Genomic DNA, 17,219 nt, shown 5'->3' on the forward strand with positions numbered 1-17,219 from the left:
CAAGCCACAGCTTGGAGTAGCGTGGGCCCCGTGACTCTCGACGATCTCCGCGTCTTCGTGGCCGTCTGCCGGGCCGGCAGTCTCAGCGCCGTCGCCCGCGACCTCGGCTGTACGCAGTCGGCCGTCAGCCAGCACGTCCGCCGCCTCGAAAAGCAGACCGGCACCGAGCTGCTGGAGCGGCACGCCCGCGGCGTCGTCCCCACCGAGGCCGGGCGCATCCTCCAGACGGCCGCCGCCGACGGCATCGCCGGGCTCGACGGAGCCCTGCGCCGCCTCGACGAACTCGTCCGCGGCGACAGCGGATCGGTGCGCATCACCACGGGCGCGACGACCGTACGGCACTTCATGTCCGAAGCCGTCGTCGGCTTCCGCCGCCGCCACCCGCGGGTCAGCCTGGAGTTCCAGACCGAGAACTCCAGCCGCAGCTGCTTCGACGCGCTCGCCGCCGACGACCTGGACCTCGCCTGGATCACCATCGGCCGGCCCGTGCGCGGCATCGAGCAGCGCCCGGTGATGGAGCTGCCCTGGGTGCTCGCGGTCTGCGCCGACGACCCCCTCGCCGCCCGGCCCCGCGTCGAGCCGGCCGACCTCACCGGCATCCGCCACATCCGGCTCCCGGAGAACTCGGCCTCCCGTGCCCACCTCGACGCCGCCTTCGCGGAATCCGGCATCCGGATACGGTCCGACACCAGCGTGGCCGACTGGGACACCGCCCTGCTCCTGGCCGAACTGGGCCTCGGCCATGCCCTCGTGCCCGCCCTGCCCGGGTGGCGGGTCCCCGGATCAGAGGGCCCGCTGCGCCTCGTCCCGGTCCCGGCCCTGCCGCCGCTCCCGGTCGGCTGGGCGGTCCGGCGCTGGTCGGCGCTGTCCCCGCTGGCCCGCGTCTTCGCCGACGACGTGGCCCGCAGCTGCACGGCCCGCGCCGCGCGGCAGCAGTGACGCCGGCAGCAGTCCCACGGCCGCCAGCGCCGCCAGGGCGAACAGCGCGGTCGGCGCGGCCCCGGCCCCGGCGCCCGCGCCGCCGCCCGCCGCGACGGCGATGCCCAGGGTCGGACCGATGTTCATCGCCGTCTGCTTGAGCCCGCCGACGACCCCCGCGTACCCGGCCGGGGCGTCGCCGACCACCGTGCCGGTGGCGGTCACCATGACCGCGGCGAACCCGGCGCCGAGAACCGCGAAGGCCGCCATGACCGCCGGGCCCGCCACCGCACCCAGCCCGGCGACCCCGAGGACCACCAGCCCCGTACCGGCGAGCGCGGTCCGACGCGGCCCGTACCGGCGCAGCGCCAGGCCCGCCAGCGGTGCGCCCGCGACCATGCAGCCGGTCAGCGGGAGCACCAGCAGGCCGGTGGCGAGCGGGCCCTGCCCCCGTACGTCCTGGAGCAGGAAGGTCGCCGCGAACAACGCCCCGAACATGCCGGCGGAGACGGCCAGCAGCAGCGCCATCGAGGCCGCGACCGGCCGGGAGCGCGCCACGGCGGCCGGTACGAGGGGCTGCGCGGCCCGCCGTTCGTACCGTACGAGCACGGCCGCGAGGGCGGCGGCCCCGCAGAGCCCGAGCAGCGTCTGCGGCGCGGCCCAGCCGTGGGCGGGTACGCCGGCCAGCGCATGGACGAGCACGGCGAGGGCCGCGGCCAGCAGCGCCGCTCCGGTCAGCGCGGGCCTGCCCGACCCGCGCCCCTCGGATCCGGCCCCTCCCGATCCGGCCGGGGCCGGAGCGGGCACCCGTAGGGCGAGGGTGAGCGCGGCGATCGCGAGGGCGATCGGCACGTTCAGCACGAACACCGAACGCCAGCCCGACTGCGCGACCAGCACGCCCCCGAGCAGCGGACCGGCCGCGGCGGCGGCGCCGATGGCACTGGTCCGGACCGCCACCGGGGTGGAGAGCCGGTCGGGCGGGTACGCGAGGCGCAGCAGTGCGAGGGTCGCCGGTTGCAGCAGGGCGCCGAACACCCCCTGGGCGGCGCGCAGGGCGATGACCCAGCCGACCCCGGGCGCGAGCGCGACCCCGGCGGAGGCCGCGGCGAAACCGAGCACGCCGATGAGGAGCAGCCGCGGATGCCCGTACCGGTCGCCGAGGCGGCCGGCGATGACGAGGAGGGCGGCCACGGCGAGGAGGTAGGCGGTGCTGGTCCACTGGACCTGGGCCACGCTGGCCCCGAGGTCGTGGCGCAGGCTGGGCTGCGCCACGCTGAGGACGGTGCCGTCGAGGGCGACGAGCATCGCGCCGCCGACGCTGACGAGCAGCGCGATCCGCTGCCTCGCGCGGGTCATGCGGCGGGATCCGGCCCGAGGTGGGCGTCGAGGGCGGCGTCGACGAGCCCTTCGACGCCGGCCCGGGCATCGGCGGCGTCGCCGAGGACCAGGGGCAGACTGCCCCAGCCCCACAGCTGGGCCACGCCGTGCAGGTTGGCCCACAGGGCGGCGGCGGTCACCTCGGGATCCCCGCCGGTCCGGCAGCGGGAGACGAGCCCGACGAGGAGGCGGAAGAGCGGGATCGTGGACTCGCGCAGCCTCGGCGGCCGCTGCCCGACGGCTTCTTCCCCGACGGCTTCTTTCCCGGCGGGTTCCTCCCCGGTGTTCTCCTGTCCCTCGCTGTCGAGCAGGTCGTGGCGGAACATCAGCTCGAACATGCCGCGGTGCTCCAGCGCGTAGCCGACGTACGCGCACCCGAGCGCCCGCACCTGCTCGCGCGGCGAGGACGCATGAGCGGTGGCCGCCGCGAACCGGCCGCCGAGGTCGGCGAATCCGCGCCGGGCGATCGCCGAGAGCAGGGAGTGGTGGGTGGGGAAGTGGCGCCGGGGTGCGCCGTGCGACACCCCGGCGCGGCGGGCGATCTCACGCAGGCCGAGAGCGGCGGTGCCCTCGGTCAGCACGAGGTCGACGCCGACGTCGATCAGACGTTCCCGGAGCGGGCTGTGCGGATCCATGCACACTGTCTACCAGGATGCGTAGACAGTGTCTACTCGCTGCTCGATCGAGTCGGACCGCCGCTCAGTCGACCGAGTCCATGAACTTCAGCATCCGGTTGTTCGCCTGCTCGGCGTGGTCGATCTGGGGGCCGTGCCCGGTGTCGCGCATGATCTCCACGACGGCGCCGGGGATCAGGCGCGGTACGCGCTCGCGCTGCCGCTCCGGGTGGACGAGCAGGCTGTGTTCGCCGAGCAGGACGTACAACGGCGTCCGGACGGTGCGCAGTTCGTCCTCGGTCAGCGGCTGTGGGGAGGGTCGCCGGATCCGGTACGCGCGGACGCTGAGCATGATCATCGCGCGCAACTCCGGCACGATGAGCACCGGTTGGTCCAGCCAGGCCGCCAGGCGCCGCCGTACGGGCTCGGGGGCGATGGTCGCGAAGAGGCTGATGAAGATCCAGACGAAGAAGCGGGCTCCCGTCTTCTCCAGGCCGCCCGGGTCGAGCAGGGTGACCGATGCCAGCCGCTCGGGCCGGCGGTGCGCCTGGTTCAGCGACAGCCAGCCGCCGTACGAGCTGCCGGCGAGGTGGACCCGGTCGAGGCCGAGCCCGTCGAGGACCTCGTCGAGCCACTGGGCGGCGCGCTCGGGCTGGTGGATGGGGGTGTGCTGCACGCTGCGGCCCGGATCGCCGAGGGTGTCGACCGCGAACACCGGGCGCTCGGCGCTGAGGGCGGCGAAATTCGGGTACCACTGCGAGGAGTTGCCACCGGCGCCGTGGACGAGCACCACCGGGGTCCGGGAGGCGGCCCGCGGATCGGCGGGGCCGAAGCGGTAGACGTGCGTGGTCCCGAAGCTCGTCTCGACGTCCGTCTCGGCGTCCGCGGCCGGCCCCAGCGCGTAGACGGCGTCGCAGGCGGCGAAGTACCGCTCGCGCAGCTCGTCGCTCACGTAGCGGCCGACATCGGCCTGGGCGCGCTTGCGGTCGCGGGTCGTGGTCTCGGGCACGGTGGGCACCTCCGGTGGTCCGTCGCTTTCTTGATACGACCGTACCACGATACTGATACGGCGGTACCATGAAAATCTGCGGCCGGGCCGGAACCGTTCCGGCCCGGGCCACGACAGACCGGGCGAACGGGCGGAGACACGGCGGATGCCGAAGCGGGTGGACCACGAAGAGCGGCGCAGCCAGATCGCGGAGGCGCTGGTCCGCGTCGCCGGGCGGCGCGGACTGCACGCGGTGGGCATGCGGGACGTGGCCGCGGAGGCCGGGGTCTCGCTGCGCCTCGTCCAGTACTACTTCCAGACCAAGGAGAACCTGCTCCTGTACGGGCTTGAGCACCTGGCCTCCGGCCTCGGCGCCCGGGTCGCGGAGCGGTTGCGGGCGGTGGGGCAGGACCCGGGGCCGCGCGCGATGATCGAGGCGCTGCTGATGGAGTCACTGCCCACGGACGAGGTGAGCCGGACCTTCCACATCGTGTACACCTCGTACGCGGCGCTCGCGCTGACGGACGAGGCGCTCGCCGCGCAGCCGTTCATCGACAACCCGAACGCGGCCGAGGACGCCCTGACGGCGCTCCTCCAGCAGGCGGTCGACGCGAAACTGGCCCCGCCGGACACGGATCCGCGCACGGAGGCGATCAGCCTGCTGGCGATGTCGGCAGGGCTCGGCACCAGCGTCCTCGTGGGCCAGCGCACGGAGGAATCGGCCGCGTCGGTGCTCCGCCACCACCTCGACCGGCTCTTCCCGGCGCTCCGCTGACGGACCGGGCCGGTCCGGGCAGGCCGGGTGCGCAGGCGCTACGCGCTCGCGCTCTCCCGGGTGTTCCGGATCGCCCGCACCAGGCCGGCGACGAGGTTCGCCCGCTCGGCCATGGCCTCGACCACCACGTACTCGTGGTCGGCGTGGGCTCCGCCGCCGACCGCACCGAGGCCGTCGAGGGTCGGCACCCCCACCGCCGCCGTGAAGTTGCCGTCGCTGCCGCCGCCGACCGACCGGCCTTCGAGGCCGGGGAGCAGCCGCTGGGCCACCGCGAAGAGATCCGCCGACGCCGACTCCGGCATCGGGGGCCGGCCGATGGACCCGTGGACCGAGATCTCCGCGTCTTCGAGGTGCGGGGCGAGCGCCGCGAACGCGGACTCGATGCGTGCCTGTTCGCGGGCCGATTCGACCCGTACGTCGGCGGTGACGGTCGCCTCGGCGGGAACGACGTTGTCCACCCCTCCCGCGGAGGCCACGGTCGGGGTGACGGTCGTACCGATCTCGGGCCGGCCGAGCGCCGCGATGTCCAGTACGAGGTGTGCCGCCTCGATCAGGGCGTTCACCCCGGCCTCGGGCTCCAGGCCGGCGTGCGAGGCCCGGCCCGCGACGGAGACGTGGAACGAGCCGCAGCCCTTGCGCCCGGTCTTCAGGGCGCCGCCGTCGGCAGCGCCTTCGAACACCAGCACCGCGCCGCAGGCGAGGGCGCGTTCCTCGATGAGGGCCCGGGAGGAGGGGGAGCCGATCTCCTCGTCGGCGGTCACCAGGATCTCGACGCCCGACAGGTCGTCGAGCAGCGCGAGCCCGTGGACGGCCTGCACCAGACCGCCGAGCATGTCGAAGACCCCGGGGCCGGTCGCGCGCCCGTCCTCGACCGTGAACGGGCGGCGTTCGAGGGTCCCGAGCGGGAAGACCGTGTCGTGGTGGCCGAGGATCAGCACCTGCGGCTCGCCGCCGCCCGACCAGTGGACGTGCGGTCCGGTCTCGCTCTCGATGAGGACGGCCTCCCCGCCGAGGCGGTCCTCGATGACGGCGGCGACGGTTTTGGCCGATACCCCCAGCGCGTCGAGGTCCCGCGAGGGGGACTCGATCTCGACGAGTGTCCGGAGGTCCTCGATCATCGCATCCACACTCACATGGACGGCCGCTCGCATCGTCATGGCGCAAGGGTAGCCGCCGCGCCACGGCCCGCAGTCCGGGGGAAGGGCGGCCGAAACCGCCGTGGCCGGGACGAAAGGGGCATCGGAGGGGATGATGGAGGGGAGGAGGTGTACGGGCCATGGCGCAGCATGACGGCGGCCCTTCGGCGGCGAACCTGGAGGAAGGCAAGCTGCTCAAGGAGCTGGAGGCCATCCACCGGACCCGCCACGAGACCCTGCTCTACGGGTCGGACGAGGCGCTGGTCACGCACACGCAGCGGATGAACGAGCTGGAGCACGAGTACGTACGCCGGCACCCCCAGCGCGCCCAGACGCCGGGGCGGACCCGGTCGGGCGCGCGCGCCCGGTCCGGCGAGGACTGAGGGGTCACGCCGGCCGTCGCGCAGGCCGTACGGGCCTTACTTCTTGGCGTGCTCGCCCAGGTAGAACAGCAGCCAGATGAACCCGGCGAACGCGTGCGTGCCGAAGATGTAGAAGAACGCGCGCAGTGCGACGCCCTTCCCCTTCCACTGCTCGTGCCGCGCCGCCGCGGAGGCGGGCCCCTCTGTCTTGTCCGGCACGGCCGATCTCCGTTTCGAATGCGGGGCGGGGGGCCAGTGGCTACGGAAACAGCGTACGGGTGCGCCCGGGGTGTGAGAACTCTTCGCCTCGAATGAGACGTTGATGTATCATTCGAGGCGAAGGAGGCTCATCGCTGTGCGAAGCGGTGGGCCTCCCCGCCCGCTCACCCGAACGGAACCCCATGCACGCCCGCCGCCCCACCGCTCCACTCGACCCGCGCCGGTGGATCGTCCTCGCCATCCTTTCCGGCAGCCTGCTGCTGATCTCGATGGACACCACGATCCTCAACGTGGCCTTCCCCTCCCTCGTCGGCGACCTCCGGCCCGGTGCCGTGCAGCAGCTGTGGATCATCGACGTCTACGCGCTCGCACTGTCCGGCCTGCTCGTCACCGCCGGCGCCCTCGGCGACCGCTGGGGCCGCAAGCGGCTGCTCATGGCGGGCTTCGCGATCTTCTCCGTCGCCTCCCTGATCGCCGTCTTCTCCACCGAGGCCTGGCACGTGATCGCGGCCCGCGCCCTCCTCGGCGTCGGCGGCGCCGCGATCATGCCGGCCACCCTGTCGATCCTGCGCAGCGTGTTCACCGACGCCAAGGAGCGGGCCTTCGCGCTCGCCGTCTGGGCGGCCGTCTTCGGCGGCGGCATGGCGTTCGGCCCGGTCATCGGCGGGCTCCTCGTCCAGGACTACGGCTGGCACTCCGCCTTCCTCCTGAACCTCCCCGTCGCCGCGGTCATCGTCGCGGCCGGCCTGCGCTACCTCCCCGAATCCCGCTCCCCGCGCAGCAGCGGCCGCTGGGACTGGTGGGGCGTCGGCCAGTCGATCGTCGGCATGCTCGCCCTCGCGGGCGGCATCAAGCAGCTCGGCAAGAGCGGGATCGCCGATCCGCTCCCGTGGGCCCTGCTCGCCCTGGCCACCGTCGCACTGACCGTCTTCGTGCGCCGCCAGCTGCGCGTGGACAACCCGCTGCTCCAGGTCCGGCTGTTCACCAAGCCCGCCTTCAGCGTCGCCGCCACCGCGATCTTCCTGCCCATGGTGGGCATGGGCGCGATCCTCTTCCTCGTCACACAGTGGTTCCAGTACGGCCAGGGCTACACCCCGCTCGAAGCGGGCCTGCGCCTGCTGCCCGCCCCGCTCGCCCTGATCTGCGCCTCGATGGTGGCCCCCACGCTGATGCAGCGCTTCGCGATCCGGCACGTGCTGGGCGCGGGACTGCTGGTCCTGGCCGCAGGCATGGCCCTGCCCTGGACCTTCCAGCAGTTCACCGAGCTCGGCTACCCGGCGTTCGCCGTGGCCCTCACGGTCATGGGCCTGGGCGCGGGCATCGCCACCACCGTCGCCTCGGTCACGCTGATCTCGGCCGCGCCCGCGCACGAGGTCTCCAGCGCGGCCGCCATCGAGGAGACCTGCTACGAACTCGGCTCGGCCATGGGCGTCGCCATCCTCGGCAGCACCGCCGCCGTCCTGTACCGCGGCAACCTGCCGGCCCTCGGCCTGGACGGCGCGGCCGCCGCGGCCGTCCACGAGTCCGTGGGCGAAGCCGCCCACATCGCCGAACGGCTGGGCGGCACCGTGGGCAAGGGCCTGATCGAGACGGCCTCCCAGGCCTACACCCTCGCCATCACGCCGGCCTTCCTCATCGCGGGCCTCCTCGCGGTGGCCGCGGCGGCCACGACGTGGACGATGATCCCGCGCGACCTCCGGCCCACCGAGAACCACTGACACGGCCGCGCCCCGGCGCCCGCCTCACCGCCGCAGCGGTGACGCGGGCGCCGGGCCCAGCGTGGTGGTGCCCGGCGCCGCGCGGTGGCCCAGCCCCGTACGGTACGCATCCAGCGCGGCCTCGATCCGGCCCGTGCGCCGCAGCAGGTCGCCCAGCAGCCGGCACAGATCGGCCAGATCCCCGCTGGCCCCGCTGCGTTCCAGCAGGGTCAGCGCCTGGACGTAGTGCTCCTCGGCGGACTCGGTCTCCCCGCGCTCCTCGGCCATCAGCCCGAGCAGCCGGTGCGCCCCGCCCGCGTGCACGGCCCCGTGGCTGTCGCCCAGTTCCAACAGCCCGGAGAGCAGCTCGGCGGCCTCCTCGCAGCGGCCCAGCCGGCGCAGTACGTCGGCGAGTTCCACCTCGACCTGCGCCGTGTACAGAGCGGCCCGCCGGGCCGCGAGGATGTCCCGGGCCGTGCGCAACTCCGCCTCCGCCGCCACCAGATCGCCGTTCTGCGCCTGTACGTAGCCGCGCATCCAGTGGCAGTGCGCCAGATCGGTCCGCAGCCGCAGCTGCCGGTAGATCGCCTGTGCCTTGGCGAGGGAGGCATCGGCGTCCGCCGGACGCCCCGCGGCGAGGAACGTACGCGCGACCTGCCGGTGCATCCCCGCCACCAGGGCCGGATCGGCCACCTGCGGAGCCAGCGCCAGGGCCAGCTCGGCCGCGTGCGCGGCCCGGGCGTGGGCGCCCATGTCGATGTACGGGCCGATCACGGCGGCGTACAGCAGCACCAGCGCCTCCGGATCGGCCAGCCCGCCCGCGTTCAGCTCGTCGATGGCGGATTCGAGCAGGTAACAGGCGTAGCGGAGCTCCCCGGCGAGCAGGTGCGCCACGGCCCGGCCGCGGATCGGGCGGGCCCGGCGGGGGAGCGGCTCGTCGGCCAGCAGTCGCTCGGCCGCCTCGAAGCGGCCGATGGCGTCCGGCAGTTCCCCCGCTTCCAGCGCGCAGTCGCCGAGCCCGAGCAGCGCCTCCGCCCGTTCGGCATCGAGGCCGAGCCGTTCCGCGTCCGCCAGCAGCTGCCGGTAGCGTACGGCCGCCTCGGCGGCGGCCCCCGTGGCCAGCGTCTGCTGTGCGTCGGTGAGGCCGAGGCGCAGCTCGGTGGCCAGGTGGGCGGGGCGCCCGGTGGCGAGCTCCTCGTACGAGGTGCCGAGCCGCTCGGCGAGGAAGCGCAGTGCCGTCTCGGAGGGCCGTACCTTGCCCGACTCCAGGGTCGAGATGTAGGCGGAGGTGTACGAGGGCTGCGCCAATGCCCTTTGTGTCAGCCCGCGTTCGGCGCGCATGCGCTGAACCCTGCGGCCGATCTCGGCCGGTTCGTCCATGAAGACCCCCTGGTTGCTCCAACTCCCCATGGTGCAGGGGTGGCTGGCCATTGCGCACGTCCCGTGCGCCCCCTAGTTTAAGCAATCGGTTCAGCGTACTTATCGAGCCGCTTAACTTCCGGTGACTTCCGGCCTCTTCCCGGGGAGAACTCCATGGACGCGTCCCTCCGCCTCACGCTGCGCGCCGCCTTGGCCGCGGCCTGTACGACGGCCCTGCTGCTGGCCGCGGGCCCGCTCGGCACGGCCGCCGCGGCGCCGCCGCCGATACCTTCAACGGTGAAGGCCGGGACCGGGACCGAGGTGGAGATACCCGGGCCCGAGGACGGCACGGCCGCCGGATCCGGCCACGTCCGCGTCCCCGCCGCCGGGCAGGCGAAGAAGGCCCCGCAGCTCTCCGAAGCCGAGCGGGCGGCCGACGGCGAGGTCGCCAAGCTGGTCGACAACGGCTCGACCGCCGACCGCCTCGACATCGTCGTCATCGGTGACGGCTACACCGCCGCCGAGCAGGACCGGTTCCACGCCGACGCCCGGGCCAAATGGGCCGAGATCACCGCCGTCGAGCCGTACTCCACGTACCGGAACCTCTTCAACGTCTGGACGGTCGACGCCGTCTCCCACGACTCCGGCGTCACCGGCGACCCCACGCCGGCCACCGTCCGCGACACCGCCCTCGGCTCGTACTTCTGGTGCGAGGACATCGAGCGGCTGCTCTGCATCGACCAGCCGAAGGTGGACGCGTACGTGGCGAAGGCGCCGGCGGCCGACCTGGTCCTGGTCCTCTCCAACAGCGCCAAGTACGGCGGGGCCGGGTACAACGAGCCCAGCGCCGCCCTCGGCTACGAGGGGATATCGACGGCCTCCGCGGGCAACGCGAAATCCGGTCAGGTGGCCATCCACGAGACGGGCCACTCCCTGGGCAAGCTCGCCGACGAGTACTTCTACCCGGACACCCCGGGCTACGAGAAGTACGAGGGCCCCGAGCCCGCAGACTCCAACACCTCCACGCTGCCCGCCGACCGGATGGCCGCCGAGCGGGCCAAGTGGTACCGCTGGCTCGGCGCCGCATCACCCGACGGCGGTACGGTCGGCGCGTACGAGGGCGGCGGCTACTACGTCAAGGGCCTGTACCGGCCCACCGACAGCTCGATCATGCGGGTGCTCGGCAAGCCCTTCAACCTGCCCGGCACCGAGGCGATGATCGCCGGCTTCTACCAGCACGCGAAGCCCGCCGCCCCGCTCACCCCGACCGGCCGCACCCTGCGGCTGCGCAACACGGCGAAGGTCTCCGTACCCCGGCTGGCCGGTGCCGACGGCCGGCAGGTCGACGTCCGCTGGTACCTCGACGGCCGCGAGCTGAAGCGGTTCGCCGGCCGCACCGAGGTCGCGGTCGCCGAGCTGTGGCTCTTCGACCTGCGCACGCACAAGCTGTCGGTCACGGCCGAGGACCGCACCCCCTCGGTCCGCGACCCGAAGATCGCCCGGACCCTGAAGTCCACGGTCGACTGGAGCGTCCGCCTCTAGGAGGGTCCGGTCGAGTGTGCGGGGGGCCTCAGACTTCGGCCGCGTACGTCCAGAAATCGCGCATGACGACGGGCGCGGCCGGGCTGGTCATCTCCCGCTGGGTGAGCAGGACGGAGACGGCGCCGGTGGACGGGGTGACGTGGCCGGCGGTTCCGGTGCCGCCGATCCAGCCGTACCGCCCCGGCACGTTCCACGGATCGCGGGTCGTGACGTCCACGGAGCCGCCGAACCCCCAGCCCTGGCCCTCCAGGAACAGTTCGCCGGCGGCCCGCTGGGCCTGGGTCAGCCAGTCGGTGGTCATCCGCCGCACCGACTTGGCCGACAGGAGCCGGCCCCGGTCCCCGTCGAGCGCGCCCTCCGCGAGCAGCATCCGGCCGAACGCGTACCAGTCGTCGACGGTCGAGACCAGGCCGCCGGCGCCGGAGGGGAAGGCCGGGAGGCTGCTCCACTGCCCGTGCGGGGCGTCGGCCCGTTCGAGGCCGCCCTCGCCCCCGCGGTAGAGGCTCGTGAACCGGCCCAGGTCGGCGGCCGGGACGCAGAACCCGGTGTCCGCCATGCCCAGCGGCTCGAAGATCCGCTCGGCCATGAACTCGGGCAGGGACTGCCCCGAGACCCGGGCGATCAGTACGCCCAGGATGTCGGAGCAGGTGTTGTACAGATAGGCCTCGCCCGGCTGGTACAGCAGCGGAATGCCCGACAGCGTCTTCAGCCAGACGTCCGGCGCCGCGGTCTGCTGCGGCTGCGGCGGCCCCTGCTTCAGCTCGCCGAACAGCGGTGCGACCGCGGGCAGCGAGAAGTCGGACGGGAACCCGTACCCGGCGCGCGAGGTGAGCAGGTCGAACACGGTGATCGGACGGTCGGCGGGCACCACGTCGTCGAGCGGGCTCTCGGGCGTACGGGCGACGAGGGGCGAGGCCAGCTCCGGCAGCCACGGCGCGATCTCGTCCTCCAGGGCCAGCAGGCGCTCCTCGACCAGTGTCATGGCGGCCACGGCCGTCACGGGTTTGGTCATCGAGGCGATCCGGAAGATCGAGTCCCGGACCATCGGAGCCGTGCCCTCGACGTCGGCCGAGCCGACCGCCTCCACCTCCACCCGATCGCCGCGGGCCACCAGGCCCACCGCCCCGGGCAGCGATCCGCTGCTCACGTGCCGTTCCAGGATGTCGCGCAGGTCGCTCATCACTCCACCTCTCCCGATCCCGCTCCGGATGCCTGCTTCTCACAGACTCCCGCAGCGCCGCGCATTCATCGGCCGGACGCGCGGCCGACGCGCGGCGGACGACCGGAAGGGTCACCACCGGAAGGCGGGGCCGGCGGATATCCGGTGGCCCGGGCGCGGGGGGCGGTCCTAGGGTGCGAGCCATGACGATCATGGGCTCCGAAGCCGTAGACCGATCCGTGTCCCTCACCGCACAGGCGCTCAGGAGGGTGGCCCACCTCGACTGGTCCGTCCCGGCGGCCGGCCTGGAGTGGAGCTGTTACGACACCGCCGTCCACGTGGCGAGCGATTTCGCCGGGTACGCCACCCAGCTCACCGGGCGCTCGACCAGCGGGTACGCCCCCTTCGTCATCAGCGCCGCCCCCGGCACCACCCCCGACGGCCTGATCCAGGTCATCGAGGCCACCGGAGGCCTGCTGTCCGCCGCCGTGGCCGTGACCGACCCCGAGGTCCGGGCCTGGCACCCGTACGGCATGGCGGGCCCGGACGGATTCGCCGCGATGGGCATCGTCGAGACGCTGCTGCACACCCACGACATCCTGACCGCTCTCGGCGTCCACGACTGGGAGCCCGACGCGGACCTCTGCGAGCAGGTACTCGACCGGCTCTTCCCCCAGGCGCCGCGCGACATCGCCGCCCCGTGGCCGACGCTGCTGTGGGTGACCGGCCGGGGCGAGCTCCCGGGCCTGCCCCAGCGCACGGCGTGGCGCTGGTACGCCGAACCCATCACCGCGGAACGCGTCGTGCTCTGCGAGATCTCCCCGCTCGTCGCCGGCGACCTCCACGGCGGCGGCACCGGCGGCTTCGCCTGGGCCGAGGACGGCCCCGGAGAGGGCACCCGGGTCGCCTCCGGGATGGTGGCCAAGGCGCGGGAGGAGGGTACGCACCGCGCGGGCTGGGGCGCGTACGCCGTCGTCCGTACGCAGGACCGGCGCGCGATCGGCGGGATCGGCTTCCACGGAGCCCCCGACGCCGAGGGGAACGCGGAGGTCGGCTACGACCTCGTACCGTCGGCCCGCGGCAACGGCTACGTCACCGAGGCGCTGAAGGGCTTGGTCGCCTGGGCCTTCGCGCAGCCCGGTGTGACCGCGCTGCACGCCAGGGTGGACGCGGACAACGCGCCCTCCCACGGCGTGCTGGCCCGGGCGGGCTTCGAGCGGACGGGCTCCACCGAGGACGGCGGAGCCCGTTACACCCTGAGGGCGGCCGGTCGGTAGCCGCCGCTCGGTGGCCGCTGTTCAGTAACCGCAGTTGGTGACCCACTTGTGGGAGGAGATGCGGTCGTTCCACTCCCACGGGATGTTGCCGGCCGAGCCGTTCGGGGCGCAGGTGGACGCACCGCCGTAGCCGATGTTCTCGTAGACGCGCACGTCCCCGAAGGAGCCGGCGTACCCGTTGTTCCACCAGGACGAGGCCCGGTCGTTCATGTTGAAGTTGCCGCCGGCCCCGCAGGTGCGCCAGTCGGAGTCGTCGCCGCTCCAGCCGCAGGCGTGGCCGCCGCGGTTGGTGTCCTCCCAGACCCAGTAGTTGCCGTCCGCGGCCGCGCCGGCGGCGCCGGCCGTGGCGGCGCCGGCGGCGGTCACGGTCGCGGGAACGGCCAGCAGCGGTACGGCGAGCGCGCCGGCGAGCAGCAGGGTGCGGAACTTACGCATGGGATCCTCCGGAAGGTCGTTGGGTTCGGTGTGCCGTGTTGTACCTGGCGCGCCATCGGCAGCGCGCCGTTCTGGAGCCGCCACTTGAGCGCGATCTCCTCCTGGTGCTGGGCCCGGAGTTGTTCGCCGTAGGTGTGGTCCAGAGCCTGGGAGACCAGGGCCAGCGGAGTGCCGGCCGCGCAGGTCGCTTCGACGACGGCCAGTTCGGCCTCGGCCACGTCCGCCTCGGCCGGCGGCATGCTCTCGCCGAACCGGGCCGCGGCCTGCCGGGAGGCGTCGGGGCCCGCGTACGGGCGGCCCGCCTCCCGCATGCACGCGGCCCACTGCCCTCACCGCCGTCAGCTCGGTCGCCTTCAGCCCCGACGGCGCGGTGCTGGCCTCCGGGGGTTTCGATGCCACCGTCCGGCTGGCGGGGACCGACGAGGCGCGGGTCATCGCCGACGCCTGCGCACACACCGGACCGCGGATCACCCGCGCCCAGTGGTCCGCGCACCTGCCGTACGTCGCCTACTCGCCGCCGTGCAGCGGGCTGGAGCAGCGTCAATAGCGGCCGGGCGGGGGCGCGTGGCGATAGCCTCGGGGTGGACGCCCGACACCGGCTCGGAAGGCAGGTCCCGATGGCGAGTTCAGCCGATCCACCGAGTTCTTCCCCCTCTTCCCCTTCCTCTCCTTCCCCGACTTCCTCCGCTTCCGCTCGATCCCGGGTTCCCGTGATCGACCTCGGGCCGTGGCGGTCCGGTGGGGCCGGGGCGCGGGAGCGGATCGCCGCCCGCGTCGACGAGGCCCTCCAGGCCGCCGGGTTCCTGCTGATCACCGGGCACGGGGTGGATCCCGGGCTGCCCGCGCGGATCCGGGAGGCCGCCAAGGAGTTCTTCCGGCTGCCGGCCGAGGCGAAGGAGCCGTACGCGGTCGCGGTCGGCGGTCGCGGCTGGCTCGGACCGGGCGCCGAGGCCAACAGCTACGCGGAGGGGGCTGCCTCTCCGCCCGACCTCAAGGAGTCCTGGTCCTGCGCGGCGGACGAGCCCACCGGGAACCCGTCCGTGGACGCCGAGTGGTTCCGGCCGAACGCCTGGCCGGCCGAGGTACCGGAGCTGGGGCCGCTGGCCGTCGAGTACATCGCCCGGATGCGGGCCCTGTCCGACGAGCTGCTGGAGCTCCTCGCCACCGCACTCGGCCTTGCCGCCGACCACTTCACCCGCCACACCGGGCATCCCACCTGGGGGTTCAACCTCAACTGGTACCCGGGCACGGAGGTGCTCGGCGAACCCCTGCCGGGCCAGTTCCGCATCGGGGCGCACACGGACTTCGGGACGGTCACGGTCCTCGACCGCGAGCCGGGCTCGGGCGGACTCCAGATCCACACCGACGCCGACGGCTGGCAGGACGCCCCGTACGACCCGGCCGCGCTCACCGTGAACATCGGCGACCTGATGGCCCGCTGGACGGGGGACCGCTGGCGCGCAGGCCGCCACCGTGTGCTGCCGCCGCCCGCCGACGCACCGGCCGAGGAGCTCGTCTCGCTGGTCTACTTCTACGAATGCGACCCGCACACCCGGGTCGAGTCCCTCCCGGCCCCGGTCGGGCGGGTGGTCCACGACCCGGTGGACTCCCACGCCTACCTGCGGGCGAAGCTGGACGCGATCACCGTGTCCTGACCTCTTCGCGGGCGGCGACCGGGTCCCCGGCGGCCGCCCGGGCGGACCCGATTACCGCTGGTCGGCGGTGTTCGGCAGGATGGGGGGCATGACCGAGATCCGCACCCCCCGCCTGCTCCTGCGCCGCTGGACCGACGACGACCTCGTCCCCCTTTCTGAGATCAACGCCGACCCGGACGTCATGCGCTGGATCGGCGACGGCTCCACACTCGACTTGGAGGAGACCGCCGAGGAGATCGAGCGCTGGGAGGAGGAGTGGGACGAGGAGGGCTTCGGGCTCTTCGCCGTGGAGCTCCTGGCGTCGGGCGAGCTGATCGGGGCGGTCGGCCTGACCGTGGCGCAGTCCCCCTCGGAGGCACGGGACTTCGTCGCGATCAGCTGGCGGCTCGGCCGGCCTTACTGGGGCCAGGGCTACGCCTCCGAGGCGGCGCAGGCCTCCCTGGAGTTCGCCCTGCAGGACCGCGGCCTCGACCGGGTGATCGCGGTGAACCGGTCGGGCCACGAGGAGTCCGAGAACGTGATCCGCAAGCTCGGCATGGTGCTGGACCTCGACACGACGGACCCGGAGAACGGCCACCTGCTCCAGGTCCACAGCATCGACCTGACGGAGTACGAGGGCTGACCTCCGGCTCCTTCCTTCCGCGGCGGGTCAGGCCGGGGGCCGTGGCGAGGGCGTAGGCGGCGGGGCCGGGGCTTCGGCGGCGTGGCCCGTGCGGATCGCGGCGAAGGCGGCGGCGTGGACGGCCGCCGGGTCGCCGTGGTGGCGGACCGGGCTGCCGGTCAGCGTGTACCACTCCTCCGCGTCCTTGTACTGGACCTCGATCCGGACCTGCGCGCCGTCCGGCAGCGCCGTCGTGCGCAGGGTCAGCGGGCCCGTGATGACGCCGACCTCGTCCGTCATCGCCCCGCCGGGCCCGGCGAGGACCTCGTCGCACCACTGCTGCCGGCCGGCCATGTGCTGTCGTCCGGTCATCCCGCGCAGCTGTCCAGCATCGTTCCGAGCATCTTCTTCTCCGGTTCGGTCACGGTCAGTCCGTACGTGGATTTCACGGTGGTCCAGGCCCGCCCGTACTGGCACCAGCTCGACTTGTCCGGCGGCTGCCACAGGTCGGGGCTCTGGTCCCCCTTCGAGCGGTTCGAGGCCGCCGTCACCGACAGCAGCTGGGGGTGGGTCAGGTCGTTCGCGAAGGCCTTGCGCTGCGCTGCGTCCCAGCCGGCCGCGCCCGAGCGCCAGCCCTCGGCGAGCGGCACCATGTGGTCGATGTCCATCTTCGACGCCTCCGTGACCACGACCCCGTCGTACAGGCTCCTCCAGGTACCGGAGACGGCCTTGCACTCGGCGTCCTGGGCCACGTCCTTGCCGTCCCGCTTGAGGACGACCTCGCGGGTGTCGCACTTGTTGCCCTGCTCGGCCCAGTGGGTGAACTTGGCCCGGCTGTAGCCGGCCATGGTCCCGGGCGGGGCGACCTTCAGCGCGGCCAGCTGGGTACGGGCCGCCTGGACGCCGACCATGCCGGGCAGTACGTCCCCCGAGGCGGGTTTGGCGTCCGTGCCGCCCGGAGCGGAGGACGACGTACCGGCCGCCGAGGGCTTCGCGTCCTTGCCCGGCGCGGTGCCGGTACCCGAGCACCCGGCCACGGCCAGCAGCACCGCCGCCGCCAGGACCGCACCCCGGACACGTGTCTGACGTCCCATGAACCCACCCC

Annotated in this window: 18 protein-coding genes and 2 pseudogenes; 9 read left to right on the forward strand and 11 right to left on the reverse strand. The window is 73.6% G+C overall.

What is annotated here, in order from left to right; all coding sequences use genetic code 11:
• Nucleotides 1-30 precede the first annotated feature (30 nt).
• A complete protein-coding gene (locus OG509_RS35255) occupies nucleotides 31-939 on the forward strand; it encodes a LysR family transcriptional regulator (protein WP_406186629.1) in 909 nt (302 codons plus the stop codon).
• On the opposite strand, the pseudogene OG509_RS35260 reads toward OG509_RS35255, so the two are convergent.
• The 3 genes and pseudogenes from OG509_RS35260 to OG509_RS35270 form a co-directional block, all read right to left on the reverse strand.
• Nucleotides 889-2,274: pseudogene (locus OG509_RS35260) on the reverse strand (MFS transporter); the annotation flags it as partial. The gene OG509_RS35255 and the pseudogene OG509_RS35260 overlap by 51 nt on opposite strands.
• Nucleotides 2,271-2,930: a TetR/AcrR family transcriptional regulator gene (locus tag OG509_RS35265; protein ID WP_406186630.1), complete on the reverse strand. Its 660-nt coding sequence runs from the start codon at nucleotides 2,928-2,930 to the stop codon at nucleotides 2,271-2,273. The gene OG509_RS35265 and the pseudogene OG509_RS35260, both read right to left, overlap by 4 nt.
• 64 nt (nucleotides 2,931-2,994) lie before the next feature.
• Nucleotides 2,995-3,918 carry an alpha/beta fold hydrolase gene (locus OG509_RS35270; protein ID WP_406186631.1) on the reverse strand — a complete coding sequence of 308 codons (924 nt, stop codon included), beginning with the start codon at nucleotides 3,916-3,918 and terminating at the stop codon, nucleotides 2,995-2,997.
• A gap of 145 nt (nucleotides 3,919-4,063) precedes the next feature.
• Here OG509_RS35270 and OG509_RS35275 point away from each other — a divergent pair, with 145 nt between their 5' ends.
• Nucleotides 4,064-4,672, forward strand: coding sequence for a TetR/AcrR family transcriptional regulator (locus tag OG509_RS35275; RefSeq protein WP_406186632.1), 609 nt, complete (start codon nucleotides 4,064-4,066; stop codon nucleotides 4,670-4,672).
• A 38-nt stretch (nucleotides 4,673-4,710) separates the two neighbouring features.
• On the opposite strand, the gene OG509_RS35280 is transcribed toward OG509_RS35275, so the two are convergent.
• Complete coding sequence (locus tag OG509_RS35280) at nucleotides 4,711-5,829, reverse strand: M20 family metallopeptidase (RefSeq protein ID WP_406186633.1); 1,119 nt, start codon at nucleotides 5,827-5,829, stop codon at nucleotides 4,711-4,713.
• Between the two features lie 119 nt (nucleotides 5,830-5,948).
• Here OG509_RS35280 and OG509_RS35285 point away from each other — a divergent pair, with 119 nt between their 5' ends.
• Nucleotides 5,949-6,191 (forward strand): DUF6158 family protein, encoded by a 243-nt coding sequence (locus OG509_RS35285; protein ID WP_406186634.1) that lies wholly within the window; start codon nucleotides 5,949-5,951, stop codon nucleotides 6,189-6,191.
• 36 nt (nucleotides 6,192-6,227) lie between these two features.
• Here OG509_RS35285 and OG509_RS35290 read toward each other — a convergent pair whose 3' ends face one another.
• Nucleotides 6,228-6,389: a DUF6126 family protein gene (locus OG509_RS35290; protein ID WP_406186635.1), complete on the reverse strand. Its 162-nt coding sequence runs from the start codon at nucleotides 6,387-6,389 to the stop codon at nucleotides 6,228-6,230.
• A gap of 182 nt (nucleotides 6,390-6,571) precedes the next feature.
• Between OG509_RS35290 and OG509_RS35295 the strand changes: the two genes are divergently transcribed.
• A complete protein-coding gene (locus OG509_RS35295; protein ID WP_406186636.1) occupies nucleotides 6,572-8,107 on the forward strand; it encodes an MFS transporter in 1,536 nt (511 codons plus the stop codon).
• Nucleotides 8,108-8,131: 24 nt separating this feature from the next.
• Here the strand turns inward: OG509_RS35295 and OG509_RS35300 are convergent, their stop codons facing one another.
• Entirely contained in the window at nucleotides 8,132-9,466 is a 1,335-nt protein-coding gene (locus OG509_RS35300) for a tetratricopeptide repeat protein (RefSeq protein ID WP_406186637.1), read from the reverse strand.
• A gap of 153 nt (nucleotides 9,467-9,619) precedes the next feature.
• Between OG509_RS35300 and OG509_RS35305 the strand changes: the two genes are divergently transcribed.
• Complete coding sequence (locus OG509_RS35305) at nucleotides 9,620-10,987, forward strand: M64 family metallopeptidase (protein ID WP_406186638.1); 1,368 nt, start codon at nucleotides 9,620-9,622, stop codon at nucleotides 10,985-10,987.
• A 28-nt stretch (nucleotides 10,988-11,015) separates the two neighbouring features.
• Here OG509_RS35305 and OG509_RS35310 read toward each other — a convergent pair whose 3' ends face one another.
• The gene (locus tag OG509_RS35310) at nucleotides 11,016-12,167 is read right to left on the reverse strand and encodes a serine hydrolase domain-containing protein (protein ID WP_406186639.1); all 1,152 of its coding nucleotides are present in this window, start codon (nucleotides 12,165-12,167) and stop codon (nucleotides 11,016-11,018) included.
• A gap of 182 nt (nucleotides 12,168-12,349) precedes the next feature.
• Here OG509_RS35310 and OG509_RS35315 point away from each other — a divergent pair, with 182 nt between their 5' ends.
• Nucleotides 12,350-13,423 carry a GNAT family N-acetyltransferase gene (locus OG509_RS35315; RefSeq protein ID WP_406186640.1) on the forward strand — a complete coding sequence of 358 codons (1,074 nt, stop codon included), beginning with the start codon at nucleotides 12,350-12,352 and terminating at the stop codon, nucleotides 13,421-13,423.
• A gap of 21 nt (nucleotides 13,424-13,444) precedes the next feature.
• Here the strand turns inward: OG509_RS35315 and OG509_RS35320 are convergent, their stop codons facing one another.
• Together OG509_RS35320 and OG509_RS35325 are read right to left on the reverse strand one after the other, a co-directional pair.
• Nucleotides 13,445-13,858, reverse strand: coding sequence for a peptidase inhibitor family I36 protein (locus OG509_RS35320; protein WP_406186641.1), 414 nt, complete (start codon nucleotides 13,856-13,858; stop codon nucleotides 13,445-13,447).
• Nucleotides 13,786-14,169: a hypothetical protein gene (locus tag OG509_RS35325; protein ID WP_406186642.1), complete on the reverse strand. Its 384-nt coding sequence runs from the start codon at nucleotides 14,167-14,169 to the stop codon at nucleotides 13,786-13,788. The genes OG509_RS35320 and OG509_RS35325 overlap by 73 nt, the downstream gene beginning before the upstream one ends.
• A 32-nt stretch (nucleotides 14,170-14,201) precedes the next feature.
• Between OG509_RS35325 and OG509_RS35330 the strand changes: the two are divergent.
• The 3 genes and pseudogenes from OG509_RS35330 to OG509_RS35340 form a co-directional block, all read left to right on the forward strand.
• Nucleotides 14,202-14,405 (forward strand): annotated as a pseudogene (locus OG509_RS35330) (hypothetical protein); the annotation flags it as partial.
• Nucleotides 14,406-14,568: 163 nt separating this feature from the next.
• Nucleotides 14,569-15,513, forward strand: a complete 945-nt coding sequence (locus OG509_RS35335) for an isopenicillin N synthase family dioxygenase (protein ID WP_406186643.1) — start codon at nucleotides 14,569-14,571, stop codon at nucleotides 15,511-15,513.
• Nucleotides 15,514-15,601: 88 nt separating this feature from the next.
• Nucleotides 15,602-16,135: a GNAT family N-acetyltransferase gene (locus tag OG509_RS35340; RefSeq protein ID WP_406186644.1), complete on the forward strand. Its 534-nt coding sequence runs from the start codon at nucleotides 15,602-15,604 to the stop codon at nucleotides 16,133-16,135.
• A 27-nt stretch (nucleotides 16,136-16,162) separates the two neighbouring features.
• Here OG509_RS35340 and OG509_RS35345 read toward each other — a convergent pair whose 3' ends face one another.
• Nucleotides 16,163-16,486, reverse strand: coding sequence for a hypothetical protein (locus OG509_RS35345; RefSeq protein WP_406186645.1), 324 nt, complete (start codon nucleotides 16,484-16,486; stop codon nucleotides 16,163-16,165).
• Complete coding sequence (locus OG509_RS35350; RefSeq protein ID WP_406186646.1) at nucleotides 16,483-17,208, reverse strand: HNH endonuclease family protein; 726 nt, start codon at nucleotides 17,206-17,208, stop codon at nucleotides 16,483-16,485. The genes OG509_RS35345 and OG509_RS35350 overlap by 4 nt, the downstream gene beginning before the upstream one ends.
• Between the last annotated feature and the right edge of the window lie 11 nt (nucleotides 17,209-17,219).

The sequence above is a fragment of the Streptomyces sp. NBC_01006 genome, from assembly GCF_045162725.1.
Classification (GTDB): Bacteria; Actinomycetota; Actinomycetes; order Streptomycetales; family Streptomycetaceae; genus Streptomyces.